A 25,704-nucleotide genomic window follows, 5' to 3' on the forward strand; every position below is an offset into this window, starting at 1 on the left:
AGAAGCAGGGCCAGCGCTAGTGCTGGTGGCCAGCGGCCGGGGCGGGGTGCTCCTCAGCGGGCTTTTCCACCACGGAGGCCTCGGTGGTCAGCACCATGCGGGCCACGGAGGCGGCGTTGACCACGGCGGAGTGGGTGACCTTGACCGGGTCGATGATGCCCTGCTCCAGCAGGTCACCGTACTCCAGGGTGGCGGCGTTGAAGCCCTGGCCGTTGGGCAGGTCCGCCACGTGGGAGACCACGACGGAGCCGTCCAGGCCGGCGTTGGCGGCGATCCAGTAGGCCGGGCGGGTCAGCGCGCGGGCCACGGAGAGCACGCCAATCTTGGCCTCGCCTTCGAACTCCTCGGCGTAGGCCTCGAGTTCCTTGGAGATCTGCACCAGCGCGGAGCCGCCGCCGGCGATGACGCCCTCTTCCACGGCCGCGCGGGCGGCGTTGATGGCGTCCTCAACGCGCAGCTTGCGCTCGTTGACCTCGGTCTCGGTGGCCGCGCCCACGCGGATGACGGCCACGCCGCCGGAGAGCTTAGCCAGGCGCTCCTCGAGCTTCTCGCGGTCCCAGGTGGAATCGGTGCGCTCGATCTCGCGGCGCAGCTGCTCGCGGCGCTCCTCGACGGCCTCGGCGGTGCCGGCGCCATCGACGATGACGGTGTCCTCCTTGGACACGGTCACGCGGCGGGCTGAACCCAGAACCTCCAGGCCGACCTCGTGCAGGTTGATGCCCACCTCCGGGTCCACGACGGTAGCGCCGGTGACCACGGCCAGGTCATCCATGAAGCCCTTGCGGCGCTCGCCGAAGTACGGGGACTTCACGGCGGCGACCTTGAGCACCTTACGGATGGAGTTGACCACGAGGGCCTGCAGCGGCTCGCCTTCGATGTCCTCGGCGATGATGAGGGTCGGGCGGGAGGACTCCGCGATCTTCTCCAGCAGCGGCAGGAAGTCCGGCAGGGAGGAGATCTTGTTGCGGACGAGGAGAATGGCGGCGTCGTCAAGCACCGCGTTGTAGGTCTCCTCCTCGGTGGCGAAGTACGGGGAGAGGTAGCCCTTGTCAAAGGAAATACCCTCGGTAACGTCAACGGCGGAGTCAATGGTCTGGGACTCCTCGACGGTCACCACGCCGTCCTTGCCCACCTTCTCCATGGCGCCGGCGACCATCTCGCCGACCTCCGGATCGCGGGAGGACACGGTGGCCACCTGCGCGATTTCCGACGCCGAGTTGACCGGCGTGGCGCGCTTAACCAGCTCCTGCACCGTCTTCTCCGCCGCGGCGGCGATGCCGCGGTTGAGCTCGATCGGGTTGGAGCCAGCGGCCACGTTGCGCAGCCCCTCGAAGATGAGTGCCTGGGCCAGCAGGGTGGCGGTGGTGGTGCCGTCGCCGGCGATGTCATTGGTCTTCACGGCCACGGACTTCACCAGCTGGGCGCCGAGGTTCTCGAAGGAATCCTCGACGTCGATGTCGCGGGCGATGGTCACGCCGTCATTGGTGACGGTGGGGCCGCCGAAGGACTTGGAGAGCACGACGTTGCGGCCGCGCGGGCCGAGGGTGACCTTGACGGCGTCGGCAAGCGTGTCCACACCGCGCTGGATGCCCTCGCGAGCTTCCTGGTCGAATGCAATAAGCTTTGCCATATCGGCGCCTACTTCTCGATGACGGCGAGCAGGTCACGTGCGGACAACAGGAGGTACTCCTGGCCGTCGTACTTCAGCTCGGTGCCGCCGTACTTGGAGAAGATCACGGTGTCGCCCTCGGTGACGCCCACCGGGACAACCTCGCCTTTATCGTTGGTGCGGCCCGGGCCGACGGCCACGACGGTGGCCTCCTGCGGCTTCTCCTTGGCGGAGTCCGGGATGACCAGGCCAGACGCGGTGGTGGTCTCAGCCTCGACGATCTGAACGAGGACCTTGTCCTCCAGCGGCTTGATGTTTGCCATGATGTTTCCTCCAGTAAGTCTGTACGCAATACGTAGGTGTGCGCGAGCCGAGCTCGCAGTGGGTGTCCAGCACAGCCGTCGTCGCGGGTGAACAACTGTGGTTCAACACTGACTAGCACTCTACCCCCGAGACTGCTAACCCTCAACGTCGCCCGGCGCAGCGCGCTTTGAGACAGACGTAGCCGCGCCTTTAGACAGACTTATCGGAGTTGATGACCGCATTGCGCCACAGGTTGTATTCCTCCGGCATGTCCTCGCGGTAGTTCTTCACCGCGCGGATGCCGTGCTCCACGGCGGCGATGACCTCATCGATGTTGTGGTCCTCGCCGTCGGCGGCCACGAAGATCACCGGGCCGCAGATGGCGCGGATCGGATCCTGTAGAAAGGCGGAGTTGCCGGTGTCGGCGGCGTTGCGCGCGAGGGAGGCCACGGGGTTCGGCTCCGCGCCCTCTGCCTTGGCGTTGGGGTTGAAGAGCGCAGCGTAGGTGGAACCATCCTCCTGGAAGGCCACGGACACGCGGTCCTCGGTGGCACCGCCCAGGAACTCGGCGGCGGAGTCCAGTTCGAAGTTGACGGAACGACGAGTCAGATCAGGATTGACAAGAAAACCGGCGGTCATGGCGAAAGAGAGCTCCTTGAAAGGCCAGGTGGGCAGTATCGCGTGAAACGTTACCGCCGGTCAGAGCTAGCTGCATCCGCTGCAGGGAAAACTTTTGGTGAACAGTGCGCTCTGCCGAGCACGAAGCTGCCTGGCGCGCGGCTGCCTAGCGCGCGGCCACCAGTGGCACCTCGGCCTCCAGCTGGGTGTCCGTGGGGCAGTCCAGCCCGGAGGGCGCAGCGCCCTCGTGGATGAGCTGCGCGGCCACCGCCGCGATCATAACGCCGTTATCAGTACAGAGCTTGAAGCGCGGCACGCGCAGCTCGATGCCCGCGGACTCGCAGCGCTTGGCCGCCAGGGCGCGCAGCCGCGAGTTAGCCGCCACGCCGCCGCCGAGCAGCAGCACTTGGGCGCCGGTGTCCTGGCAGGCGCGCACGGCCTTGGCGGTGAGCACGTCCGCCACCGCCTCCTGGAAGGAGGCGCAGATGTCCTCGATGGAGACCACGCGGCCTTCTTTTTCCGCCTTCTCCACGTAGCGCGCCACCGCGGTCTTGACCCCGGAGAAGGAGAAGTTGTGCCGGTTGGGCCCGCGCAGATCCTCCGCGCGGGACAGCCCCCGCGGAAAGTCGATGCTCGGGCTGCCCTGCGCGGCCAACTTGTCGATGATCGGCCCGCCCGGATAACCCAGCCCCAGCAGGCGGGAGACTTTGTCGTAGGCTTCACCGGCGGCGTCGTCAAGCGTGGTGCCCAGCTCCTTCATCGGCTTGCCCACGGCCTCAACCTCCAGCAGCTGGGTGTGCCCGCCGGAGACCAGAAGCGCCACAGCGTGCGGCAGCTCCTCGCCCTCCAGGTTGGCCACCGCGACGTGCCCGCCCAGGTGGTTGACCCCATAGAAGGGCACGCCCCACGCGGAGGCGAAGGCCTTGGCCGCCGAGGCGCCCACCAGCAGCGCACCGGCCAGGCCCGGGCCCACGGTGGCGGCCACGGCATCCGGCTTGTCGATTCCCGCCTCCTCCAGCGCCGCGCGCATGACCTGCGGCATGGCCTCGAGGTGCGCACGGGAGGCGATCTCCGGGACCACGCCGCCGAAGCGGGCATGCTGCTCCATGGAGGAGGCGACGGCGTCGGCGAGGATCTCCATGTGGCCGTCCTCGGAAAGGCGGATGATGCCCACGCCGGTCTCATCACAGGAGGACTCGATACCCAGAATGATCATCGCTGGTTCCTTTCGCTGGTGCGGGGCCTGACCATGGTGTGTGCGTCGGCCCCGGAGGGTTGGTAGTAGTTGCGGCGGATGCCGGTGTGGATGAAGCCATAGGCCTCGTAGAGCGAGATGGCCGGCACGTTGCCCACGCGCACTTCGAGGAAGACGGGGGCGTCATACATGTCGGCCACATAGACGATGTTGTCCATCATCATCCGGGCCACCCCACGGCGCTGAGCCTCGGGCGCCACGCCGATGGTGTGGATTTCAAACTCCGGGGAGTCCGCGGGCCCCAGCTTGCCGATGCCCGCGTAGCCCAGCAGCGGCCGCGGCGGCGCGGGATCCGCGCCCTCCGGGTCTTCGGGGGCCTCATCCACCGCGATGTAGAACGTGTGCGCGGCGGCGATCTCCTGCTCGAAGGCCCGCGCGGGCCAGGGGCTCTCCCCCGGGAAGAGGACTTTCTCCAGCTCGGCGCAGCGCGCGGCGTCCGCGGCCTCCAAGGGGCGCAGCCTCATCGCATACCCCCTAAAGCAGCCCGGCGACGTCCGGCAGCGCGGACGAGCGCGGCTTCGGCTTCGGCGGCACCGCATCCGGGCGGCGCAGGTAGAGCGGAACCAGGGGCTCCGGAGTGCAGTCCAGCTGCGCCACGCCCACCAGGCCCGCAGCCCGCGGGGTGGCCCACTCGCGCGGCAGGCCGGCCAGCTGCTCGGGCAGGCGCGGGGCGATAGCCTCGGGGATGACGATGTGCTCAAGCCCTCCGGCAGCCTCCCCTGCGGCTTCTTCCACCGCAGCGAGGAGATCCTCCGGCCGGGTCACCCCGGGGCCGGCCAGGCGCTCCTCCCCTTGGAAGATGGCCCAGTAGACTTCCTTGCGGCGGGCGTCGATGGCCACCAGCCGGGTCCCCTCACCACGGGCGGCCACTCCCCGATTGATAGCGTCAAGCGTGCACACGCCGTGCACCGGTAGCGAGAGCGCAACCCCGAGCGCGGAGGCGGTGGCCATGCCCACGCGCAGCCCGGTGAAGGGGCCGGGGCCCGTGCCGACGACGATGGCGTCGAGGTCGGCGTAGCTCCGCGCGGCCCCAGCAAGCAAGGCCTCAATGGTGGGGATGAGCTGCTCGTTGTGGGCGCGGGTATCGCCGATCACCCGGTCCACCGCCTGCCCGGTCTCGGTGTCCACCAGGCCCGTCACCAGATCGGTGGTGGCGGTATCTATTGCCAGAACCAGCATGCTTGTTATCCCTTGACTTCTTAGCCCACGAACTGCCAGGCGTCACCCACGCGCTGGAACTGCAGCGGCTGGCCGGGCTGTACCGGGTAGACATCGGGTTTGCCCTCAGGAATGTACTCTGCCAACACGCCGCACATATCAATGCTCTGCGGATCCATCTTTTCGGCGGCAGCCGAGCCGAACTGATCAACGGCCAGGTAGTATCCGGCGCCCTCCGGAACCTTGCCGTCAACAAAATCCACGCCCATGGGATCCAGGCCGGACTCCTTCAGGTCTTGCTCGGTGGTGCCGGGGCAGACCACCAGGCCCTGCATCCAACGATCACCGTAGACATCCTGCGGAACGAGAACGGCAAACTGCAGGTTATCGGGGTACTTCTCCAACGTGGCAGCAACGGTGCTTTCCATCAACGGCTTGTCACGGAACTGCGTCAATGCGATCAACAGTGCGAGAAAAACGGCGAATCCGCCAATGACAACGGTGGTGATGAACTGAGCAACCTTGCTCATAAAAACTGCGCTCCTTTGTTGGGGGTCGGACGCGTACATCCTACTCGACGCCCCCACCGCATCACACGATAAGCAGCGCGAGCATCTGGCAGGCGAGGATCTTGCCAATCATCGCGGTGGGATACACGGTGGCGTAGCCGCGCTCGGCCAGCTGGGTGCCGGTCTGCGGGTTGAGGTAGGCCATAATGGCCGGGTTGGTGGTCATGCCGGCCACCACGCCCATGCCCTCATCAAACTTGAGCTTGAACAACACCATGCTGACCAGCAGCAGGCCCAAAGCAGAGATCAGGGTCAGGGCCAGGCCCACCCCGATGTAGGTAAAGGAGGCCGGATCCTGCAGCGCCTCACGGAAGGAGCCGCCTGCCGAGGTGCCCACGCCGGCCAGAAAGAGGGTAAGCCCCAGGGCGGACAGGGTCTGCTTGGCGTGGAAGGGCAGCTGCCAGTTCACGGGCCCGCTGCGCCCCAGCGCGCCGAGAATAAGTCCCATCACGATGGGCCCACCGCCAAAGCCGAAGGTCAGGGCGCTCCCGCCAGGCAACGGGATGGGGATGACACCGAGCAGCAGGCCCAGCAGCAGGCCCAGGGAAAAGGGCAGGAGGTCCACGTTGCCCAGCGTGGTCTCGGAGTCACCCAGGTAGCGGCGCACGGAGTCGAGGCGGTTGGGAGTGGTGACCACGCGCACGCGATCCGAGTAGTTCAGCACGGTGTCCTCAGCAGGAACCACGTCGGAGTCACCGGCGCGCACGCGGGCGATGAGGAAGCCGTGCTCGGCGATGTCCAACTCATCTAACCGGTGGCCTGCCACCTCCGGGTTGGAGACAGTCACGCGGCGGAAGATGAGGCCGTCGCGGTCGTGGAGGTTGACCTCGGCTTCCTCGCCCAGCTGCGCGATGGCCGCCGCCAGAGCGTCCGCGGTGCCGTTGAGGATAAGCACCATGCCCGCACGCAGCGGCTCATCCGCCTGGGCCAGCTCGTGAGAGTCCGGCCCGTGGACCACGCGGGTAACCACCACGCGCTGGCCGGTAATGGCGGGCACCTGCGCCAGTGTGGCGTCGACGTCGCGCGTGACCCGCAGCGCCTTCCACTCCAGCGGGGCGGCGATCATGCCTTCCTCCGTGGCGTCCTTGATGTGGTTCACCTTGAGCAGCTTCGCGCCGATGGCCGCCACGAGGATGGTGCCGATGACGCTTCCCGGGTAGGTCAGCGAGTACCCCACGACGGGGCTGGTATCACCGCCGATAGCTTCCACGATGGCCGCCATGCCCGGCGTCGAGGTGATAGACCCGGCCAGGGTGCCCACGCCAATAGCGGGATCCAGGTTGAATGCCCTGATAAAGAAGGCCGTGACGGCGGCCAACACCACCAGCATCACCACGATCAGCAGCGAAAGCTTCCACCCACGGCCCCGGAAATCACGGAAGAAGCTGCGGCCAAAGTTGAGGCCAATGACATAGACAAAAAGCGCGAGACCGAATTGATAAATGAGAGGCGGGATGACGATCTCCGGGTTGGCGGCAGAAAGGCCCAGGGCCACGAACATGGCCGCGGCCGCGCCGAGGGAGACACCTGCAACGCTAGTCTTGCCTACCGCTAATCCCACCGCCATGATGAGAAACAAGGTGAGGAGGGGCTGGCTGGCAAGAAAATCTAACATGTTAGGTCATCCACTTCCACGAGATCAGGCGTACATCGTCCTCGGAGTCACGGTTGATGCGCACCAAGAGGTACTCATCCGAGAGCTGCTCGAAGAAACCCCCACCCCACTCGGCCACCACGACAGCATCCTCGATTTCTGTGTCCAGATCGAGGCTATCGAGCTCGCCGAGCGGATCAGTGGACTGATCGAGCAAACGGTAGGCATCCACGTGCACGAGCGCTGGGCCGCCGACCAGCGAGCGATGCTCGCGGGCGATGACGAAGGTGGGCGAGGTCACCGGCCCCTTGACCTGCATGCCGCGGGCAATCCCCTGGGTCACGGTGGTCTTGCCTGCGCCCAGCGGCCCATCCAGAATCACCAGATCCCCGGCCTCCAGGGCAGCCCCCAGCTCGGCGCCGAACTCGTGCGCGTGCTCCGGAGTGGCGATCTCTCGCTGCCCCTCACGGGGGAAGCCGCTACGCAAGATCGATTCCTCCCTCATACTCGCGCCGCGTGCGCCCGCTGGGGCAGCACAACACTTCGTAGTTGATGGTCCCGGTGGCCTGCGCAAGCTGGGTTGCGCTCATTCCTCCAGTACCAAAAATAATGGCTTCGTCTCCGGCCTGCACCCCAAACTCATTATCCTCGAGCGATATCACAATCTGGTCCATGCACACCCGGCCCACCTGCGGGTAGAGCTTGCCGCCGATGCCCACCTGGAGCCCGCCCTGGAAGGCGCGCGGCAGGCCGTCTGCGTAGCCCACGGCCACGGTAGCCAGTTGGCCGGGCTTCTCCGCGGTCCAGGTCAGGTCATAACAGGTCCCCTCCCCTGCCGCGATGGGCTTGACGTTAAAGACGGTGGCCGCCCAGGTCATCGCCGGCTTGAGGCCGTGGTCCAGCCCCGGAATTGGCTCGTGGCCGTAGAGCGCGAGGCCCACGCGCACCATCTCGAAGCGCGCGCTGGGGCGGCTGAGCGCCGCCGGGGAGTTGGCCAGGTGGTTGACCGGGCACTCCAGCCCCAGCTCGCGGGCGCGCGCCAGGGCGCGGCGGAACTGCGACTCCTGCTCGTCGTTGTGGGGGTGCTGTGGCTCATCCGCGCACGCAAAGTGGGACATCAGGCCCAGGACGGTGATCTGGGGGGCGCTGCGAAGCAGGCTAAAGACCTCGTCCCACTGCGCCGGATCCACCCCGGAGCGGTGCAGGCCGGTCTCCACCTCGATGTAGACGCTGGCGGGCACGTCCGTCTCCACTAAGGCGCGGGCGTGAGCCAGGGAGGGCACGGCCACGTGGATGCGGCTGGCCAAAGCGCCGGTGATATCGGCCTCGGCGTCCCACATCCAGGCCACGATGGGCTGATCGATGCCGGAGTTGCGCAGCGCAACCGCTTCCTCCAGGGTGGCCACGCCAAAGGCGTCGGCCCCGGCCTTGGCCATCACCGGGGCCACGCGCTGCATGCCGTGGCCGTAGGCATCCGCCTTGACCACGCACATCAGCTGCGCGGGGGCCACGGCTTCCTTCACTGTGGCCACATTGTGGGCGATGGCATCCAAATCGATCCGAGTACGAAGCATGAACCTATTGTGCCACCGGTTTCCCCACGGCAAAATTGACCGCGCGCTTTACTCCACCGTGACGGATTTGGCCAGGTTACGCGGCTGATCGACGTCGTAGCCCTTGGCCGTGGCCACGCCGCAGGCGAAGATCTGCAGCGGCACCGTGGCCAGCAGAGGCTGCATGAGGGTCGGCGACTGCGGGATGCGGATGACGTGGTTAGCGTAGGCCTCCACGGCCTCGTCGCCTTCCTCCGCGATGACGATGGTGATAGCGCCGCGGGCCCGGATCTCCTGGATGTTGGAGACCACCTTGGAGTGCAGGGAGTCGCGCCCACGCGGGGAGGGAACGATAACAAAGACCGGCTGCCCCTCCTCCACCAGGGCGATGGGGCCGTGCTTGAGCTCGCCGGCCGCAAAGCCCTCGGCGTGCAGGTAGGCGATCTCCTTGAGCTTGAGCGCGCCCTCCAGGGCCACCGGGAAGCCCACGTGGCGGCCCAGGAAGAGCACGGAGTCGGCGTCCTGCATGGACTTGGCCAGGGCGTAGACCTGGTCCTCGTTGTCGATGACCTTCTGCACCTTCTCCGGCATGGCGCGCAGCTCCTGCAGCACGCTTTGGACTTCATCGGCAAACATGTTGCCGCGCAGCTGCGCCAGGTAGAGGCCCAGCAGGTAAGTGGCGGTGATCTGCGCCAGGAAGGCCTTGGTGGAGGCCACGGCGATCTCCGGGCCAGCGTGGGTGTAGAGAGCGGCGTCGGATTCGCGCGGGATGGAGGAGCCCTGGGTGTTGCAGATGGCAATCACCTTGGCGCCCTGCTGGCGGGCGTGGCGCACGGCCATGAGGGTATCCATGGTCTCACCGGACTGGGACAGGGCCACCACGAGGGTCTTCTCATTGACAATGGGATCCCGGTAGCGGAACTCGTGGGCCAGTTCCACCTCGGTGGGGATGCGGCACCAGTGCTCGATGGCGTAGCGGGCGACGTGCCCGGCGTAGGCGGCGGTGCCGCAGGCGATGACGATGATCTTGTCAATGGACTTGAGGATGGACTCGTCAATGCGCACCTCGTCGAGGCTCAGCTTTCCGGTCTCGTCAAAGCGGCCCAGCAGGGTGTCGCGCACGGCGGCGGGCTGATCGTGGATCTCCTTTTCCATGAAGGAGTTGAAGCCCCCCTTCTCCGCAGCGGCGGCGTCCCACTTGATCTCAAAGGGCTTACCCTCGGCGGGGTTGCCCTCGTAATCGGTGATGACGACCTCGTCGGCGGTGATGGTGACGACCTTATCGTTGTCCATTTCCACGGCGGACTTGGTGTAATCGATAAAACCGGAGACATCCGAGCCGAGGAAGTTCTCACCCTCACCCAGACCGATGACCAGCGGCGAGTCGCGGCGGGCGGCAACAATGCGGTCCGGGCAGGAGGAGTGGATGGCCAGAAGGGTGAACGCGCCCTCGAGGCGCTGGCAGGTCAGCTGCATGGCCTTGGTGAGATCCTCACCGGCCTCGTTGTGGAAGACATCGCCCAGCAGCGTGGCGGCGACTTCGGTGTCGGTCTCGGAGACAAAGTTGTAGCCCTTGCTCAGCAGCTCGTGCTTGAGCTCGGCGAAGTTCTCGATGATGCCGTTGTGTACCACGGCGAGCTGCCCGCCGTCCACCACATGCGGGTGGGCGTTGAGGTCCGTCGGGCCACCGTGGGTGGCCCAGCGGGTGTGGCCGATGCCCAGAACCGAGTTCTTCAGCGGGCGGGCCTTAATCTCCTCATCGAGGGCAGCGACCTTTCCGGCCTTCTTGCGCCAGGAAATTTCACCGTCGGCGTAGACAGCAACACCAGCGGAGTCATAACCGCGGTATTCCAGGCGGCGCAGCCCCTCGAGGACAACGTCAAGGGCAAAGTAGTCACGGCCTTCGGAGGCGTGACCCACATATCCAACAATTCCACACATAAATCGGAATTTTAGCGCATGACGTGTGGATCACGGTGGTATCGCCCGGGGTGTGACCGAGCGCCTATTCGGCTGCCTTTGCGAAGGCCTGCGAGAGCGCAGCGAACAGCGGGTGCTCGCTACCGATTCCGGTGAGCTCAGTCACTAGCGCGTCGGAGGCAGCGCGATCTCCGCGCACGGCGGCGAGTTTGGATTGCAGCTCCACGGATTCGGCGTCTTCAGGCACATCGAAGGCCAGCGCCGCCGAGACCGCGCCAACGAGAGCCGTTGCCTCGTAGCCGCGCTCCGCCAGCTCGGCCGCGGGCCCGATGAAGCGCTCATTACGTGAGATCTTGCGCAGCGGGGCACGGCCCACACGCTCGGTGGTGTCCGGTAGATCCGGGTTCTGGAAGCGGGTGAGAATCTTGTCCACGTAGGCCTGCTGGACCTTCGGGTCAAAGTTGAACTTCTCCACAATGAGCTGCTTGGTTTCCGCCAGCACCGCGGAAACCTTGGCAAAGACATCCTTATCCGCCAGCGCCTCAGCGATCTTCTCCTTGCCGGCCTGCTTGCCAAAGTAGGCCGTGGCGGCGTGCCCGGTGTTCACGGTAAAGAGTTTGCGGGTGATGTAGGGCGCCAAGTCCTCCACCCAGGTTATGCCCGGGATGTTCGGCACCTCTACCCCGGCGGCGGCAAACGGCGCGGATTCCACGGCCCACTCGTGGTAGGTCTCCACGGTGACGTCGAGGGCACGCTCGCCCTCACGGCGCTCCTGGTTGGGCACGATGCGGTCTACCGCAGTGTTGGCAAAAAAGGCTACTTCGTCCGCGGCCGGGTAAACCTCCCGGATAGCGGCCGCCAAGCCGTCGGTGGCGTTGATGGCGTTTTCGCAGGCCATGATGGCCACCTTGCCCTTGCCGGCTGTAGCGCGCTTTTCCAAGCCCTTGGCGATAGTCGGCGCGATGATGCGCAACACGGTGGGGCCCACAGCCGTGGTAATGAGGTCGGCCTCAACGATCTGCGCGTAGAGCCCCTCGAGGTCCTCGGCGGAATTGATCCCGGAGAAGCCAGTCACGGTGACGTCGCGGGCGTCCGCCCCGACCTCGTGAACGGTATAGGAATCAAACTCATTGAGGGCATCGATCAGCGGCGCGGCGACATCCGCAAAGACCAGCTTGTAACCCGCCTCGTGCAGGAGCACGCCGACGAATCCGCGGCCGATGTTTCCGGCACCGAAGTGCAGTGCTGTAGGTGCTGTGGGTGCAGTCATTAACTATTCACCTTCTCAAAAATGGCGAGGATTTCTTCCTTCGTGGTGGCCTTCTCCAGCTTCTCCACGGTCTCAGCCTTGCCAAAGATCTTGGCGATCTTGGACAAGGTCTTCAGGTGCGAGCCATCCGCGCCGGCGATGCCGACAATGAACGTAGCGGGCTTGCCGTCCCAGTCTACGGGCTCGTCCAGGCGGATAAAGGAGATGGCGGATTCCTTGATGGCGTCCTTGGCCTCGTTGGTGCCGTGCGGGATGGCCAGGCCGTTGCCCATGAAGGTGGACACGGACTTCTCGCGCTCGTGCATGGCGTCCACGTAGGACTGATCCACCGCACCGGCGGCCACCAGCAGCGCTCCGGCCTGATCGATGGCCTCGTCACGGCTGACGGCGTGCCCGCCAAGGACGATCGTGTCCGCGCTCAGCACCTGTTTGGTCTGCACTGCGGTGCCACCCTGCGCGGCTGCCTCTGCGGTCTCGCCCTGCTTGGCGACGTCCTCCTGGCCTGCCTCTACAGGCTCGGACGCGGCGGCTGCGGTACCAGTTTGCTGCTGGCGGATAAGCTCAACGACCTCATCGTAGCGCGGGGAGCCCATGAAGTTATCCACGGTGACGTGGATGGCCGAGGGCGTCACCGGCGCAGCGCGATCCGCCAAGTCCTGGTGGACGACGACGAGATCGTAGTCATCCTTGAGGTTGTTGATCGCGGAGTTAGTCACGGTCACGACGCCGCCAAAGCCGGCCTCCTTGATCTTGTTGCGCAGCACGGAGGCACCCATAGCAGAGGAGCCCATGCCGGCATCGCAAGCGAAGACTACGTTGCGGATCTCCGGAGTTTCTGCGGCCGAGCCACCAGTCAGGGCACCGGCGACGGAGGACTTCTTGCCCTTCATGGACTCCATCTCCGCAGTTGCCTTTTCCAGATCGTCCTCGCCCTTGGTGAGCTTGAGGATCGGCGCTGCAATGAGGAAGGACACGGCCGTCGACGCCAACACGGCGATGGTCACGCCCAGGTAGGAATCAGAGGCCACGGTGCCGTAGATGGCGATGATGGATCCCGGTGCCGCCGGGGAACGCAGGCCAACGTCCATCATGGTGTTGATGGCCACGCCGGTCATGCCGCCGCCCATGACGGCCAGCAGCAGCTGCGGGCGCATCAAGACATAGGGGAAGTAGATTTCGTGAATACCACCGACAAAGTGGATGAGGGCAGCACCCGGGGCGGTTGCTCGCGCGGAGCCCGCGCCGAAGATCATGAAGGCCAGCAGGACACCCAGGCCGGGGCCGGGGTTGGCCTCCAGCAGGTAGAGCACGGACTTACCGGTCTGCGCTGCCTGGTCGGTGGCCAGCGGGGTGAGCACGCCATGGTTGATGGCGTTGTTGAGGAAGAAGACCTTGGCCGGCTCGATGAGCGCGGAGGTCAGCCACAGCAGATTGTGGGTAATGAGGAATTCCACTGCCTTGCCGGCAACATCCATGATGAAGTTCATCACCGGGGTCAGCAGGTACATGGAGGCGATGGCGCCGACGAAGCCAAAGATGCCCAGGGAGAAGTTATCCACCAGCATCTCGAAGCCCGGGCGGATCTTGCCCTCCCACAGCTTCTCCAGCTTCTTGAACAGCCACGCGGCCAGCGGGCCACAGATCATGGCGCCAAGGAACATCGGCGAGGCGTGTCCGTCTTCACCGATCCACTCCGGGGCGGAGGTACCCATGATGACACCCATGGTGGTGATCGCACCGACGACGCCACCGCGGACATCGTGGATGAGCTTGCCGCCGGTGTAGGCGATGAGGATCGGCAGCAGGTAGGTCACCATCGGGCCAACGAGGGTGTTGATGTGCTCGTTGGGAGTAAAGCCTTTAGGGATGAAGAACGCCGTAATGATGCCCCAGGCAATGAAGGCACCGATATTCGGCATGATCATTGAGGACAGGAAGGTACCGAATTTCTGAACGGCGACGCGCGCGCCGCCTTTCTTTGCTTGTGTCTCAGCCACAGTTTTTCCTTTTCTTTGACCTGGCGCGGAAGCATGCGCTCCGCGCTAAGAGACTTCCTACGGAAATCCTATTACCCAATAAGGAAAACAGGTACTTTAGCGGCGGTTTTGCTTCATGAACAAGCCCAGCACGCAGGGGACGTGCTCGTGGGCGCCCGCACGTTCATCCGCGCGTTGCATGCTCTTTCCTCTATTCTGGAGGGCGTGTCTGCGAATTTGAAGAAGCATCTAGCAACGTTGTCCAAGCGTGGTCCCCACCGTGTCATGGTGGGTGACCTCTCCTACGCCGGTATCGAGGGCAAGGTGTACACGCCCGCTGAGGGCAAGGGCCTTCCTGCTATCGCCTTCGCGCACGACTGGACGAAGAAGGTCAAGGATTACCACGCCACCCTGCGCCACCTGGCTAGCTGGGGCATTGTGGTCACCGCACCGGATACGGAAACCGGCGTGATGCCGAACCACCGCAACTTCGCTGCCGACGTCGAGTCCGCGCTGCAGATTGCCACCAACGTGCGCATGGGCAGCGGCAAGATTTCGGTCTCGCCTGCCAAGCTGGGCATCGTGGGCCACGGCATGGGCGGCGGCGTGGCGGCGCTGGCCGCGGTGGACAACGACAAGGTCCGCTCCGTGGCCGCCGTCTACCCCGCGGATACCGCGCCCTCAGCCGCACAGGCGGCACGCAAGATTAACGCCCAGGGCCTGATTATCGGCTCCGGCCGCGACGATATCTTCGCCGCCGGCAACCCCGCGAAGCTGGCCTACAACTGGCGTGGCCCGGTGGCTTACCGCGAGATTGCTAAGGGCACCCAGTCCGGCTTCAGCGAGGACACCGCCTTCAAGCTGACCCTGGGTTCCGGCCTCTTCCAATCCTCCCAGGTGGAGACCGCCCGCGGCCTCATTACCGGCTTCCTGCTGGCCACCCTGAACAACGAGTCCAAGTACAACGGCTTTGCTGAGCCCGAGGCCACCGCCAAGGGCGTGGAGAGCTTCGTGGGCGAAGAGCTGGCTGAGAAGGCCAGCTTCCGCCGCGACGCCTAAGCCGCCGCCCCCGGGGGGCGGCCTCACTGCGGGTCATAGGCGGAGCGAAGCACCGACTTCACTGACTTGTAATTCTTATTCGGGCGGGAAGCTCCGCCCGCGCCCCAGCCGCCCTGGGTTCTTCTTTCTGCTGAGCCAGTGTTCGCCCGGGCACTCTCAGCTGCTCGCTGCGCAGACTTTTCCAGGTCCTCTTGGGCCTTGGCCATTGCTTTTTCAAATTCCAGCAGCCGGGCAGCAGTGCGCTGCCGGAAGCCGCGGGCAAACTCATCAAAATCATTGCTGGGCATTACCACTGACCTGCCTTTCGGGCGCGTACGGAAGAACCTTGTGAACTACTCTCAGCGCCTGCCTCAGGTGCTGGTGCGGGAGCCGGTGCCGGCGGCTCGGGTGCCGGTGGGGCTGGAGCTGGATCGGGGGCTGGCTCAGGCGCCGGCGGGGCGCTGGGCGCTGCCGCGGCCTGCATGTGAGCAACCTTCTCCGGCGGCGGGGTGGGCTCCTCCACCTGGGCCAGCTCTGGCGGCGGTGGGATAACCCCGTCCGCCGGTGGCTGTGGCTCCTCCGGGCAGGGCTCCGGCTCAGGTTCCGGCGCTGGTTCTGGGGCGGGCTCCGGAGGCGGTTCGGGAGCAGGCTCCGGGCACAGCTCGGGGAGGTTTTCGAGGAAGTTCGCGGCGGCGTCGACAAGCAAGCCCACGCCCACAATCGCAACGCCCACCCCGAGCACACCGAGCACACCAGAGCACGTATCTTCCACCGTGCACTCGGACTGCGCTGGCTCCTCCGGGCAGGGCTCCGGGGCTGGTTCCGGCTCAGGCTCTGTCTCTGGCTCAGGCAGCGGCTCGGGTTGTGGCTCGGGCTGCTCCGGCGCCGGGGTGCACGTGCACTGGGAAGGCTGCCCACACTGGCAGGAGTTGTTGTCCGGCTCGGGTGTCTCCACCTGGCACGGTTGAGTCGGCGGCACCACAGGCTCCGGCGGGGTCTGCGCCGGGGTGGTCGGCGGCACCGGCTTCTTCTCTGGCGGGCATGGTTCCGGTGTCGGTGCAGGCTTGGGCTGAGATTGTGGTTCCGGCTGAGGTTGTGATTCCGGCTGTGGCTCAGGCTTGGGCTGTGGGGTTGATTGCGGAGCGGGCTCTGGCGGGCACTCCGCCTGCGCAGTGCCGGTGCCAGGATTGCTCGGTGCTAGCTCGCAATCCTCCACGCCCGAAGGCCTTTCCGGGGTGGACGGGCAGGAGCTCTCCTTCGGCGGCTCACACGCCTGAGGGCAGGCCACCTCAGGTGGGGTCTCCGGCAGGGGCTTGTCACACATGGCAGAGCAGCGCTTCTCAAACTCGGCGTAGCACTGCTCAATGGCTGTATCGCGGTCCCGGCAGGTCTCCGCAATGGTGCCGTTGGTCTGCTCAATGAGGGAGCCGCCGATGCGCGAAAGAATCGGCACAATGAGCGCGCCCAGCGGGTGGCGGGAGGCAACCATAGTCAAGATGTTGAGCAGCGGCACCACCGCGGAAATGAGCTCCGCCACGGCGGTATCGGCCACATCGACGACCTCCTGAACCGCATCCGAGCACTGCTGCGCCGACTCGGTGAGCTCATCGCCTTCGCGGCGCTCCTCCTCAAAATCCTCCTGTACGCCCCAAAGATGATCCGCCAACGCTCCCCCAGCGATGCTGGCCAGGGTCCCCAGGAGGAAGTCCTTCAGCCCCGTCCCGCCGCGGCCAGGGCGCCGCCCGCCCACGGCGGAGACAGTGTGGGTGACCAGATCCTGCGGCCTGATGCCATCGACAGAACCCACCATGGTGTCCAACAGCCCGATGGGAGTGCTGGGGCCGGCGTAGGTGCCCTGGCTCGCCGCCTGAAACTGGGATACCGCCTGGGAATAGTCCCCCAGGAGCGACTTGGTCATGGTGGACATCAGCTTCTCACCTGCCCTTGGCGCGCAAAGTCCTGGGCAAGCTGCGCGTCCACCGCACTCAGCGCCGCGAACTGATCCCGCGCGGCTTGCGCATTGCGCTCGATATTGTTCAGCCGCCACGCACCACGCTGGTGTAGCTGCGTGAGCAGAGTCTGTATGCGCACCCCGTGGCCGCCGAAGTCCCGCCCTGTCGAAGCCGCCGGGAAATCCGGGACGTCCGCGCCATGGGCATGTGCTTGTTCGCGTGCTTGCTCCATCACGTTGCTCAGCAAGCGTGGGGCTTCTTCCTCATCAAAAAACACTTCGGGCATACGCGCCCTCCTTTTAATCCGCGGCCTGTCATTTCCTGCCCTTATTGGACTGTGCAAGCCAGGCAACGGTTCCCGAAGACGCAAAAATACCGGGGACCCACAGGTCACCCGGTATCGCGTGTGTGAAAGGCGGGCTGGCTTGAGCCGGACTTAGACGCCAGCCACCACCGCAGCGAGCTTGCCCGCTACCTTGCGAGCATGCTCCTCCTCAGCGGCCTCCACCATGACGCGGAAGAGCTCCTCGGTGCCCGAGGGACGAAGCAGCACGCGCCCGGTAGAGCCCAGCTCCTCCTCGGCGGCAGCGATGGCCTCCTGGACCTCCGGGGCGGACATGATGATGTTCTTGTCCGAGACCGGGACGTTGATGAGGACCTGCGGCAGCACGGTCATCACCGAGGCCAACTCCTTGAGTGTCTTGCCGGTCTTGGCCATGCGCGCCAAAATCGAGAGCCCGGTCAGGGTGCCGTCACCGGTGGTGCAATCATCCGGCAGCACGACGTGCCCGGACTGCTCGCCGCCCAGCGAGTAATCGCCGCGGTTGAGCTCTTCAAGAACGTAGCGGTCCCCTACCGAGGTCTCCTTGACCTCGATGCCCTGCTCCTTCATCGCGAGCTTGAGGCCCAGGTTGGACATCACCGTGGCCACCAGGGTGTTGTAGCGAAGGTCGCTGTCTTCTTTCATGCCCACGGCCAGGATGGCCATGATCTGATCGCCGTCCACGACGTTGCCTTCGGCGTCCACAGCCAGGCAGCGATCCGCATCGCCGTCGTGCGCCAGCGCCAGATCGGCGCCGTGCTCCAGGACGGCGGCCTGGGCGATCTCGATGTGGGTGGAGCCGCAATCTTCGTTGATGTTGAAGGCATTCGGCTTGTTATGGATGGCGATGACTTCAGCGCCGGCGGCCTCATAGGCCTTGGGCGCTACCTTCGACGCCGCGCCATTGGCCGTATCGACAACCACGGTGATGCCACTGAGATCAGTGGTCACTGCTTCAGAGAGGTGGTGCAGGTAGCGCTCGCGGCCGTCCGGCGCCTCGGAGATAATCCGGCCCAGCTTGGTGCCCGTGGGGCCGTCCTCCGTGAGAGTGTCCATGGCTGCCTGGATTTCGTCCTCGACGGCGTCGGGAAGCTTCTTGCCGCCCGCGGAGAAGAACTTGATGCCGTTATCCGGCATCGGGTTGTGGGACGCGGAGATCATCACGCCGAGATCCGCCCCATAATCGTCGGTGAGGAAAGCGATGGCCGGGGTAGGAAGCACGCCGACCCGGATAACGTCGACGCCGCGGGAGGCCAAACCAGAGGCGATAGCGGCATCGAGCATCTCACCCGATACGCGCGGGTCGCGCCCGATGACCGCCAGGGGCCGGCGTTCATAGGATTCGCGGTCCGCGGTGAGTACTTCCGCCGCCGCTTGACCCAAGCGCAGAGCCAGGATCGGGGTGAGTTTCTTGTTCGCGAGTCCGCGTACGCCGTCGGTTCCAAAGAGTCGAGTCATAAATTCAATTATGCACCCTAAGTCTCATGCGTCACAGTTCAGGGTTGTGAGTGCCCACCAACGGCGAAAGCCGCCGCCTTCCACGAGGGAAAGCAGCGGCTTTCGAAGAAAAGCACTAAGCGAACGATTAACGCTTGGAGTACTGCGGGGCACGACGTGCCTTGTGCAGACCAGCCTTCTTGCGCTCCACGGCACGAGCGTCACGGGTGAGCAGGCCAGCCTTCTTCAGGGCGGCGCGGTCAGCCGGGTTGTAGACGTTCAGTGCGCGGGCGATAGCCAGACGCAGGGCGCCGGCCTGGCCGGTCGGGCCGCCGCCAGCGACGGTGACCTTGATGTCGAACTGACCCTCGCGCTCGAGGATGGTCAGCGGCTGCAGGATGTCCTGCTGGTGCAGCTTGTTCGGGAAGTACTCGTCGAAAGCGCGGCCGTTGACCACGATCTCGCCGGAGCCGGCGATGAGGCGAACACGAGCGACGGCGCGCTTACGGCGACCGACGGTCTGGATCGGGCCCTCGTGGATCGGAGCGGCGGTCTCAACCTCTGCCTCAGGGGCAGCGGCAGCCATGGAATCACCGATGGTGTTGGTGAACTCCTCGGTTGCGGCGGTTGCTGCAGCGATGTCGGCAGCGTCGGCTACGTTGTTGTCGATGTTCTGCTCGGTCATTACTGTGCCACCTGCTTAAGCTCAAAGGTTTCCGGCTTCTGGCCGGCGTACGGGTGCTCTTCGCCTGCAAAGACGTGCAGCTTCTTGATGGAGGCGTTGGAAAGCTTGTTGTGCGGCATCATGCCCTTGACAGCTTCCTCGATAACGCGGACCGGGTTGGCGTCCAGGGACTGACCAAGGGTCAGGGACTTCAGGCCACCCGGGTAACCGGAGTGACGGTAGCGCATCTCGCGCTCGCGCTTGTTGGAGGAAACGTGGATCTTGTCGGCATTGATGATGACGATGTGGTCACCGCAATCAACGTTCGGCGCGAACTGCGGCTTGTGCTTGCCACGCAGCATGTCAGCCACGGTGGAAGCGAGCTTGCCCAGTACCACGTCGGTAGCGTCGATGACGTACCACTTGCGGGTGATGTCACCGCTCTTCGGGTGGAAAGTAGACAAAATGACTCCTTGAAAGTCTGTCTCGGAACTGCCGGCCATCGCTATGCCATCCCTACGCAGTACATACAGCGGCCGGTGGAGACCTGCAGCACGCGCGCACAATCAACGTGCGGACACATAGGGGGCTAATGCTACCGGCGGGACGCCGAAAAACCAAAACGCCGACATCGCCGCCTGCCTGGGTGCTTCTCCCACTGGGCTGCGGGGAATGGGAGCTGCTCCCAGACAGGAAGCGATGCCGGCGCCTCTCAAAGCGGGGTGCGTCCGCCTCCCTGCCCCACCGTGTGCCTTAGGTGCGTGTGGTGAGGTGTGGATAAGCGCCGCTTCAAGAGCCGCAGTGCAAGTAATGCCAGTGTGTGGGCGTGGCCTGTGGGCGTGGCCCTTAGCCCCAGCTGGCGGCGGCGCGACGGTTGACGTCGCTCATGTTGTCATTGCCCTGGGAGACGGTGGTGGAGATGGTGGCCAGCACGGTGTTGAGCTCAGCGGCGGCCTTGTCCCACTTGGCCTGCGCCTCGTTGTAGGCCACTGCTGAATCGCCTTCCCAGGTGGCCACCATGGGCTGCAGGGTGGACTTGAGGTCACCGAGCAGCCCATTGATGCGACCCGAGGTGGAGTTGATGTCTGCAGCGGCATTGGAGATGGCGCCGAACTGGTACTTGATTCCGGACATGTCTGTTCCTTCCTTGTGGTGTGTGCCTGGTGTGTGGAGTTGTTTTAGAGAGCCAGGCCGGCGCCGCCGACGTTGTCAAAAGCCTGCGAGTTCTCCGCCTCAACGTGGTCGAAGTTGCGGGCGTTATCGCGGATGTTCTCGCTGATGGCGGTCAGTGCCTCACGCAGCTGCTGTGCGGAGGTGTTGTAGCGCTGCATCAGGTTGTCAAAGGACACCTGTGCGCGGCCCGCCCAGCTGGCGCGAACGGAATCAACCACGCCCTGCAGGCGGGTGAGCTCACCCTGGACTTCATCATTAGTGGAGTCGACGCGGCCGGCGGTGGCCACCATGACGTCGGCTTCAGTACGGAACGTCTGAGTCATAATCACTTCCCTTTCTTGGGCATGACCTGTGTCATGAACTGTGTGTGTATTTCCCCCGAAAAAGCCTTCCGTGGCTTTCTCACTCTTATTGGACTGCGCTAGCGGGCAATCGGTTCCCGCCCGCGCAAAGTTTTCTGACTACTTCTTCACCAGGGACTCCGCCGCCATCCGGCAGGCAGCCTTATGCACCACGTTGGGCTGATGCTGGGTGTGGCAGCCTACGGACATCTGGTGGCCTTTATCCTCCCAGGTGATCCACGTGACCACCGAGCCGTCCCCGGGTTCCTCGGTGTAGCGCAGGCGGCCGGACTCCTCGGTGACGTCCTTGAGCGCGGGATCCTCCTCCACCTGGGCCTTGATTTCCGTGAAGAGGGCCTCGATGGGCACGTTGTAGAGCGGATCCGCGGCCAGCAGGATGCGCAGCTGGGGGTCCTCGCCAGTGGCAGTGACCAACCCATCTTTCACCGCAGTCTGGAATCCCTGCGGCAACACCACGTTCATCCCCTCCACGTCAATGCTCTTTTGCCCCGCCTTGGCCCCGTATGCCCCGGCCGCCCCCGAGTCCCCGGCAGGCGCGTCTGGCTGGGCCGCCGCGGAGTGCTGGGCGCTGGTCGCCGTCACAGTGCTCGCATTCATTTCTGCTTCGGCGGCATCCTTCTTGCCCACCGCCCACCAGGCCACCACCGCCACACCGAGCACCACAGCGGCGATGAGCAGGTAGAAGGGGTCTATCCCGCCGGGCAGGCGCAGCTGTGGCAGGCCCGCCAACCCGGCGCGCCGCTTCTTGTCCTTCGGCGTCGAGCCTGCCCGGCGCCCGGCGCGGGTGCGCGGCTCCTCGGGTCTGTCCCCGGCCAGACCGTGCACCTCGGCGGCGGCACTGGCATCGGCACTGACGTCGGCGCCACCGTGGGCCTCCGGTTCTTCGGTGGATAGCACCTGCACGCCCACCGCGGCGAGCTGACGGCGCACGATGTCCACGGCCTCGTGGGAGACCTCGGTGCCGGAGGAATCGGCGATGACCACCGCCTCAACCTCCGGCCAGTCCGGACCGCAGAGCTTCGCGCATTGATCGATGACATTGTTCAGCGCCCAGCCATCAACAATGCCCGTGCCCGGGAGGTCGTAGCGGTAGACCGTCTCGGGGCCTTCGAAGATGGTTGCGGCGTCGAGCACCGTGATGCTTAGTACTTCGTTTTCTGATCCGCTCTCACCCAGGGTGATCCGCGCGGCGTGGGTCGTGGTCATGAGTCTTCTCCTTCAGTGGTTTCTGTCGTGGATTCTGTTTTGGGGCACAGCACCTGCGCCAGCCCGTGGTTGCGCCCGCGCACCACCCACTGGCCGCGCCCGGGCGGCAGCGCGGTGGGCTTGATGCCAAAGATGGGGCCCTCGTCCCGCTCGGCGTCGAGAAGCAACACGGCAGGCTGCAGGTCACGCACCGCGGAGAGGAACTGGCCAAACATCGCGCGCCCGATTCCGCCGGCCTTGCGCGCCAGCAGCAGATGCAGCCCCACGTCGCGCGCGTGCGGGAGGATCTCCAGCAGCGGGGCCAGCGCGATATCGGAGACCAAGTCCAGGTCATCGATGGCCAGATAAATATCGGGCCCCTCCCACCAGCTGCGCGTGGCCAGCTGCGCCGGGGTGACCTCCGGGCCGGGCAGGCGCTGCTCCAGCGTGCGGACGGTATCGAGGATGGCGCTGGTGGCCGCGCTTGCCGACGCCGCATACACCGCCACCATCTCCTCCGGCAGCGTCCCCAGGTGTGCGCGCCGCTCGTCGATGACCACCAGACGCGCCTCCTCCCGCGGCAGGCGAGTGATCTCCGCCATGAGCACTGCCAGGAAGGTGGACTTGCCGGAGCCCTGTGAGCCCACGCACACCGCGTGCTGGTGAGCCTCGTGCTGCCAGACCATGACGTCGAGGTCCGGCCCGCCGATTCCCCACGCGATCTCCCCCGCGGGCCGCGGCAGGGTTGCACCACCTGCGGCCTGCGGCAACTCCCGCAGCACGGCGGGCAGCATCTTGAGCCGGGGCGCGGGCTCCGCGCCCTCGTGCAGGCGGCAGATGTGGGCCAGATCCTGCGGCGACGTCGACGCCCACAGCAGGTTCTCCCCCGCCAGGTTCAGGCCCCGGCCGGGCTTGGCGGGAAGCTTCTGCTGCGCTTTGCGGTCAATGAGGGAATCCATCGCCTCGCCCAGGCGCAGCTCCACGCGGGCCGAGATGAGGTCGCGGATGGACGGGCGCATGCTCGTCCACCGCGAGGTGGCAATGATGACGTGGATGCGGGCCGAGGCGCCATCGGCCACCAGGTGGGTAATCGGCTCGGCCAGATCCTCGTAGTCCGCGCCCGAGGTGCCGATGTGGTGCCAGCCGTCAATCACCAGGAAGGTATGCGGCGGCGCCGGGCGCCGCACGAAGCCCGCTACTTCGTCGACGATGCGGCGGATTTTCTCCGGCTCCTCGCGTCCGGCCACCGCCGCCACGTGTGGCAGGCGCCCCAACAGCCCCAGCGTGCCGCCTCCTAGGTCAATGACGTAGAAGCGGACCTGCTGCGGCTCGTGGCAGGCCGACATGCTGGCCACCACGCTGCGCAGCGCCATCGACTTGCCCGACTGCGGCCCGCCGCAGATGGCCAGGTGCCCGCCATCGGTAGAAAAGTCCACGGAGAAGGGGTCCTGGCGCTGCTGGTAGGGCCTATCGATGAGCCCCACCGCCGCGCACAGCGCCGGGGAGTCCGGTTCACAGACCGCGGATAGCTCCACCACGTCCGGCAGCGGTGGCAACCAGATGCGGCGCGCCTCCTGCCCGCGCCGGGCAGCCTCCCGCGCGGCGGCGGCAACCACGGCGGCAAGCAGCGTCGTGGACTCATCGATCACCGTGGTGTACTGCGCCTCCTGCTCCTCCCGGCCCCAGCCGGAGAAAAGCTGCACCCGCGGCGCCTGGGACACGGCGTCTGGCTGAAGGGGAATGCGGCGGCGCAGCGGGCCGGAGACGTACGCTGCCTGGAAGCGCACAGGCGCATCGGCATCCGTCTTGAGGTAGCCCGCGCCCGGCTGCGCCGGCAGGTGATAGGCATCGGTCACCCCAAGCACCTGGCGGGACTCCGCGGCAGAAAAGGTCTTAAGGCCAATGCGGTAGGACAGGTGCGAATCCAGGCCGCGCAGCCTGCCCTCCTCCAGGCGCTGCGAGGCCAGAAGCAGGTGCACGTGTAGCGAACGCCCCAGGCGCCCCACCGCCACGAAGAGCTCCGCAAAGTCCGGGTGCTGGCCCAAAAGCTCTGAGAACTCATCCACCACGATGACCAGTGCCGGCAGCGGGCCGTGCGCGGCCACCGCGTCCGCGGAGGCGTTGAACTGGTCCACGTTGGCAAAGTTGCCGGCCGCGCGCAGCAACTCCTGGCGGCGGTTCATCTCTCCGGAAATCGCGTCATACATGCGCTCCACCAGGGTGGACTCCTCCTCCAGGTTGGTGATGACCGCCGAAGTATGCGGCAGGTCATCGCAGCCTAGGAAGGTAGCGCCGCCCTTGAAATCCACCAGCACCATGTTGAGCTCGTCCGGGCTGTGCGTGGCCGCCAGGGCCACCACCAGTGTGCGAAGAAGCTCGGACTTTCCCGATCCCGTAGCACCGATGCACAGCCCGTGCGGCCCCATGCCGCCCTGCGCGGACTCCTTAAGATCCAACAGCAGCGGCTGCCCGGACTCGTCCACTCCGATGGGCACCCGCAGGCGATCCGCCGGGCTGCGCCCCTGCCACATCCCGGCCGCGATGAGCTCATCCACATCGCCGTAGCCCACCAGATCGATAAGGTCTCCGCCGCGCCCGCGCCGGGGCGCATTCCCGCCCTCACCGCGCTCGGGGCGCCGGAAGGGAGCCAGACTGCGGGCGCGTAGCACGGCATCGGCGTAGTCCACCACATCGCAGGCCCCGATCTCCTCCTCCCCGGCGGCGGTGACCACGCGCAGTTGCTCGTCGGCGTGCAGGTAGATGCCCTCGTCCTCGGCCTGGCGGCCCAGCTGCGAATAGGGGCTCACGCCCACGGCGATGATGGTGGTGATAGTGGGGTCGTCGACAAGCGCGGCGCTCTCCGCCGGCAGGCCGGGGCCCTCGGCCACCACGGCGATGCGGTAGCGCGCGGTGGCGGGGTCACGGGCGTGGGGCAGCCACTTGAGCCATTGCCACTCCTGCTGCGCGCGGCCGTCGGTGGCGCCGTGGTGGAACTCGATGCCCACCGTCTCCGGCCCGTGCAGCACCGCCAGGTGCAGCACCATCGCCCGGGCCACACCCCAGGCATCCTCGCCGGCCAGGCCCAGCACGCGGAAGGCTTGCAGCTGGATCACCACCGGCATGTCCTGCACGCTGCCCACCGCCCGCACGGTGTGGCGCACGCTCACCGCGCACACTGGGTCAAGGTCCTCTGCCGCGCCGGAATCCGGGACGTTGACGGGAGTGCACAGCGAGACCGGCCCGGTGCCCACTCGCACCTCGAGGGCATCAGCAGCATCGCCGGGGCGCTCCCACAGGCGGTGGGTGCCCACCAGCGCGGCGAGCTCCCGCGGCGCGGGATTGCGGTGCTCCTCGTGGGCGCGTTGCTTGTCCGCATTGCTCAGCGCGGTTGCTCGCAGGGCGGCGAGGTGGCGCAGGTAGGTCCGCCGCGTCTCATCCGGGTCCTCCCCACCCGAGGCGGGGTTGAACATCATGAACACGCTGGCCAGCATCATGAGCGGAAACATCAGGCTCATGGGGCTGACCCGGCGCGCATCCCCGGCGCCGAGGACCATGAGCGCTACCATGCCCAGCATCGCCGCCACCATGAAGATGGGCATGAGCAGGCGAATCAGCGGTACCGGCTGCGGGCGCACGGCCTCCGGGACGGCCTCGGCCTCGATGCTGCCCTGCGGTAGCGCCGGCGCGGGTTCGCGGTGCGGCGTGAACTGTGAATCGATGATGCGCGTATGCGAAAGCACGCTGAA

Annotated in this window: 24 protein-coding genes; 1 reads left to right on the forward strand and 23 read right to left on the reverse strand. The window is 65.9% G+C overall.

All coding sequences use genetic code 11. From position 1 onward, the window contains the following. Nucleotides 1-16: 16 nt before the first annotated feature. From groL to Q4E25_RS01280, 13 genes are all read right to left on the reverse strand, one after another. Complete coding sequence (groL, locus tag Q4E25_RS01220) at nucleotides 17-1,630, reverse strand: chaperonin GroEL (RefSeq protein WP_303153112.1); 1,614 nt, start codon at nucleotides 1,628-1,630, stop codon at nucleotides 17-19. An 8-nt stretch (nucleotides 1,631-1,638) separates the two neighbouring features. Then, on the reverse strand, nucleotides 1,639-1,932 hold the full coding sequence (gene groES / locus Q4E25_RS01225) for a co-chaperone GroES (RefSeq protein WP_303153113.1): 294 nt from the start codon (nucleotides 1,930-1,932) through the stop codon (nucleotides 1,639-1,641). A gap of 190 nt (nucleotides 1,933-2,122) precedes the next feature. Further along, nucleotides 2,123-2,551 (reverse strand): hypothetical protein, encoded by a 429-nt coding sequence (locus Q4E25_RS01230; protein WP_303153115.1) that lies wholly within the window; start codon nucleotides 2,549-2,551, stop codon nucleotides 2,123-2,125. A 145-nt stretch (nucleotides 2,552-2,696) separates the two neighbouring features. Continuing rightward, nucleotides 2,697-3,746, reverse strand: coding sequence for a tRNA (adenosine(37)-N6)-threonylcarbamoyltransferase complex transferase subunit TsaD (gene tsaD / locus Q4E25_RS01235; protein WP_303153116.1), 1,050 nt, complete (start codon nucleotides 3,744-3,746; stop codon nucleotides 2,697-2,699). Further along, nucleotides 3,743-4,249, reverse strand: coding sequence for a GNAT family N-acetyltransferase (locus Q4E25_RS01240; protein WP_303153118.1), 507 nt, complete (start codon nucleotides 4,247-4,249; stop codon nucleotides 3,743-3,745). The genes tsaD and Q4E25_RS01240 overlap by 4 nt, the downstream gene beginning before the upstream one ends. Nucleotides 4,250-4,259: 10 nt before the next feature. Further along, nucleotides 4,260-4,964: a tRNA (adenosine(37)-N6)-threonylcarbamoyltransferase complex dimerization subunit type 1 TsaB gene (gene tsaB / locus Q4E25_RS01245; RefSeq protein WP_303153120.1), complete on the reverse strand. Its 705-nt coding sequence runs from the start codon at nucleotides 4,962-4,964 to the stop codon at nucleotides 4,260-4,262. A 20-nt stretch (nucleotides 4,965-4,984) separates the two neighbouring features. After that, a complete protein-coding gene (locus Q4E25_RS01250) occupies nucleotides 4,985-5,473 on the reverse strand; it encodes a hypothetical protein (protein ID WP_303153122.1) in 489 nt (162 codons plus the stop codon). A 61-nt stretch (nucleotides 5,474-5,534) separates the two neighbouring features. Continuing rightward, nucleotides 5,535-7,127 carry an aspartate:alanine exchanger family transporter gene (locus Q4E25_RS01255; protein WP_303153125.1) on the reverse strand — a complete coding sequence of 531 codons (1,593 nt, stop codon included), beginning with the start codon at nucleotides 7,125-7,127 and terminating at the stop codon, nucleotides 5,535-5,537. 1 nt (nucleotide 7,128) lies between these two features. Next, nucleotides 7,129-7,593 carry a tRNA (adenosine(37)-N6)-threonylcarbamoyltransferase complex ATPase subunit type 1 TsaE gene (tsaE, locus tag Q4E25_RS01260; RefSeq protein ID WP_303153126.1) on the reverse strand — a complete coding sequence of 155 codons (465 nt, stop codon included), beginning with the start codon at nucleotides 7,591-7,593 and terminating at the stop codon, nucleotides 7,129-7,131. Then, nucleotides 7,586-8,680 (reverse strand): alanine racemase, encoded by a 1,095-nt coding sequence (alr, locus tag Q4E25_RS01265; RefSeq protein ID WP_303153127.1) that lies wholly within the window; start codon nucleotides 8,678-8,680, stop codon nucleotides 7,586-7,588. The genes tsaE and alr overlap by 8 nt, the downstream gene beginning before the upstream one ends. 48 nt (nucleotides 8,681-8,728) lie before the next feature. Beyond that, complete coding sequence (glmS, locus tag Q4E25_RS01270; protein ID WP_303153129.1) at nucleotides 8,729-10,600, reverse strand: glutamine--fructose-6-phosphate transaminase (isomerizing); 1,872 nt, start codon at nucleotides 10,598-10,600, stop codon at nucleotides 8,729-8,731. Nucleotides 10,601-10,664: 64 nt separating this feature from the next. Next, nucleotides 10,665-11,849, reverse strand: a complete 1,185-nt coding sequence (locus Q4E25_RS01275) for a mannitol-1-phosphate 5-dehydrogenase (RefSeq protein ID WP_303153131.1) — start codon at nucleotides 11,847-11,849, stop codon at nucleotides 10,665-10,667. Continuing rightward, nucleotides 11,849-13,846, reverse strand: a complete 1,998-nt coding sequence (locus tag Q4E25_RS01280; protein ID WP_303153132.1) for a PTS mannitol transporter subunit IICBA — start codon at nucleotides 13,844-13,846, stop codon at nucleotides 11,849-11,851. The genes Q4E25_RS01275 and Q4E25_RS01280 overlap by 1 nt, the downstream gene beginning before the upstream one ends. 204 nt (nucleotides 13,847-14,050) lie before the next feature. Between Q4E25_RS01280 and Q4E25_RS01285 the strand changes: the two genes are divergently transcribed. Beyond that, nucleotides 14,051-14,884, forward strand: a complete 834-nt coding sequence (locus Q4E25_RS01285; protein ID WP_303153134.1) for a dienelactone hydrolase family protein — start codon at nucleotides 14,051-14,053, stop codon at nucleotides 14,882-14,884. Nucleotides 14,885-14,907: 23 nt separating this feature from the next. Here Q4E25_RS01285 and Q4E25_RS01290 read toward each other — a convergent pair whose 3' ends face one another. The 10 genes from Q4E25_RS01290 to eccCa all read right to left on the reverse strand — a co-directional run bounded on the left by Q4E25_RS01290 (nucleotide 14,908) and on the right by eccCa (nucleotide 25,557). Further along, nucleotides 14,908-15,171, reverse strand: a complete 264-nt coding sequence (locus tag Q4E25_RS01290; protein WP_303153136.1) for a hypothetical protein — start codon at nucleotides 15,169-15,171, stop codon at nucleotides 14,908-14,910. Further along, nucleotides 15,171-16,781: a zinc metalloprotease gene (locus Q4E25_RS01295; RefSeq protein WP_303153138.1), complete on the reverse strand. Its 1,611-nt coding sequence runs from the start codon at nucleotides 16,779-16,781 to the stop codon at nucleotides 15,171-15,173. The genes Q4E25_RS01290 and Q4E25_RS01295 overlap by 1 nt, the downstream gene beginning before the upstream one ends. 8 nt (nucleotides 16,782-16,789) lie before the next feature. Next, complete coding sequence (locus tag Q4E25_RS01300) at nucleotides 16,790-17,101, reverse strand: hypothetical protein (protein ID WP_303153141.1); 312 nt, start codon at nucleotides 17,099-17,101, stop codon at nucleotides 16,790-16,792. A 150-nt stretch (nucleotides 17,102-17,251) separates the two neighbouring features. Beyond that, entirely contained in the window at nucleotides 17,252-18,595 is a 1,344-nt protein-coding gene (glmM, locus tag Q4E25_RS01305) for a phosphoglucosamine mutase (protein WP_303153142.1), read from the reverse strand. Nucleotides 18,596-18,722: 127 nt separating this feature from the next. After that, nucleotides 18,723-19,259, reverse strand: a complete 537-nt coding sequence (rpsI, locus tag Q4E25_RS01310) for a 30S ribosomal protein S9 (RefSeq protein ID WP_303153145.1) — start codon at nucleotides 19,257-19,259, stop codon at nucleotides 18,723-18,725. Then, nucleotides 19,259-19,702 carry a 50S ribosomal protein L13 gene (gene rplM / locus Q4E25_RS01315; RefSeq protein WP_303153148.1) on the reverse strand — a complete coding sequence of 148 codons (444 nt, stop codon included), beginning with the start codon at nucleotides 19,700-19,702 and terminating at the stop codon, nucleotides 19,259-19,261. Before rplM ends, rpsI begins: the two co-directional genes overlap by 1 nt. Before the next feature lie 382 nt (nucleotides 19,703-20,084). Beyond that, the gene (locus Q4E25_RS01320) at nucleotides 20,085-20,372 is read right to left on the reverse strand and encodes a WXG100 family type VII secretion target (RefSeq protein ID WP_303153150.1); all 288 of its coding nucleotides are present in this window, start codon (nucleotides 20,370-20,372) and stop codon (nucleotides 20,085-20,087) included. Between the two features lie 44 nt (nucleotides 20,373-20,416). After that, complete coding sequence (locus Q4E25_RS01325) at nucleotides 20,417-20,734, reverse strand: WXG100 family type VII secretion target (protein ID WP_303153152.1); 318 nt, start codon at nucleotides 20,732-20,734, stop codon at nucleotides 20,417-20,419. Nucleotides 20,735-20,872: 138 nt separating this feature from the next. After that, nucleotides 20,873-21,979 (reverse strand): type VII secretion-associated protein, encoded by a 1,107-nt coding sequence (locus Q4E25_RS01330; protein WP_303153154.1) that lies wholly within the window; start codon nucleotides 21,977-21,979, stop codon nucleotides 20,873-20,875. After that, nucleotides 21,976-25,557: a type VII secretion protein EccCa gene (gene eccCa, locus Q4E25_RS01335; RefSeq protein ID WP_303153189.1), complete on the reverse strand. Its 3,582-nt coding sequence runs from the start codon at nucleotides 25,555-25,557 to the stop codon at nucleotides 21,976-21,978. The genes Q4E25_RS01330 and eccCa overlap by 4 nt, the downstream gene beginning before the upstream one ends. Between the last annotated feature and the right edge of the window lie 147 nt (nucleotides 25,558-25,704).

It is taken from the genome of Corynebacterium sp. (assembly GCF_030532325.1).
Lineage (GTDB): Bacteria > Actinomycetota > Actinomycetes > Mycobacteriales > Mycobacteriaceae > Corynebacterium.

Excerpts from the sequence above, each read along its gene's own strand:
- groL (WP_303153112.1), bottom strand. The coding sequence starts at position 1,630 with ATGGCAAAGCTTATTGCATTCGACCAGGAAGCTCGCGAGGGCATCCAG.
- groES (WP_303153113.1), bottom strand. The coding sequence starts at position 1,932 with ATGGCAAACATCAAGCCGCTGGAGGACAAGGTCCTCGTTCAGATCGTC.
- Q4E25_RS01230 (WP_303153115.1), bottom strand. The coding sequence starts at position 2,551 with ATGACCGCCGGTTTTCTTGTCAATCCTGATCTGACTCGTCGTTCCGTC.
- tsaD (WP_303153116.1), bottom strand. The coding sequence starts at position 3,746 with ATGATCATTCTGGGTATCGAGTCCTCCTGTGATGAGACCGGCGTGGGC.
- Q4E25_RS01240 (WP_303153118.1), bottom strand. The coding sequence starts at position 4,249 with ATGAGGCTGCGCCCCTTGGAGGCCGCGGACGCCGCGCGCTGCGCCGAG.
- tsaB (WP_303153120.1), bottom strand. The coding sequence starts at position 4,964 with ATGCTGGTTCTGGCAATAGATACCGCCACCACCGATCTGGTGACGGGC.
- Q4E25_RS01250 (WP_303153122.1), bottom strand. The coding sequence starts at position 5,473 with ATGAGCAAGGTTGCTCAGTTCATCACCACCGTTGTCATTGGCGGATTC.
- Q4E25_RS01255 (WP_303153125.1), bottom strand. The coding sequence starts at position 7,127 with ATGTTAGATTTTCTTGCCAGCCAGCCCCTCCTCACCTTGTTTCTCATC.
- alr (WP_303153127.1), bottom strand. The coding sequence starts at position 8,680 with ATGCTTCGTACTCGGATCGATTTGGATGCCATCGCCCACAATGTGGCC.
- glmS (WP_303153129.1), bottom strand. The coding sequence starts at position 10,600 with ATGTGTGGAATTGTTGGATATGTGGGTCACGCCTCCGAAGGCCGTGAC.
- Q4E25_RS01275 (WP_303153131.1), bottom strand. The coding sequence starts at position 11,849 with ATGACTGCACCCACAGCACCTACAGCACTGCACTTCGGTGCCGGAAAC.
- Q4E25_RS01290 (WP_303153136.1), bottom strand. The coding sequence starts at position 15,171 with ATGCCCAGCAATGATTTTGATGAGTTTGCCCGCGGCTTCCGGCAGCGC.
- Q4E25_RS01295 (WP_303153138.1), bottom strand. The coding sequence starts at position 16,781 with ATGACCAAGTCGCTCCTGGGGGACTATTCCCAGGCGGTATCCCAGTTT.
- Q4E25_RS01300 (WP_303153141.1), bottom strand. The coding sequence starts at position 17,101 with ATGCCCGAAGTGTTTTTTGATGAGGAAGAAGCCCCACGCTTGCTGAGC.
- glmM (WP_303153142.1), bottom strand. The coding sequence starts at position 18,595 with ATGACTCGACTCTTTGGAACCGACGGCGTACGCGGACTCGCGAACAAG.
- rpsI (WP_303153145.1), bottom strand. The coding sequence starts at position 19,259 with ATGACCGAGCAGAACATCGACAACAACGTAGCCGACGCTGCCGACATC.
- Q4E25_RS01320 (WP_303153150.1), bottom strand. The coding sequence starts at position 20,372 with ATGTCCGGAATCAAGTACCAGTTCGGCGCCATCTCCAATGCCGCTGCA.
- Q4E25_RS01325 (WP_303153152.1), bottom strand. The coding sequence starts at position 20,734 with ATGACTCAGACGTTCCGTACTGAAGCCGACGTCATGGTGGCCACCGCC.
- Q4E25_RS01330 (WP_303153154.1), bottom strand. The coding sequence starts at position 21,979 with ATGACCACGACCCACGCCGCGCGGATCACCCTGGGTGAGAGCGGATCA.
- eccCa (WP_303153189.1), bottom strand. The coding sequence starts at position 25,557 with ATGCCCATCTTCATGGTGGCGGCGATGCTGGGCATGGTAGCGCTCATG.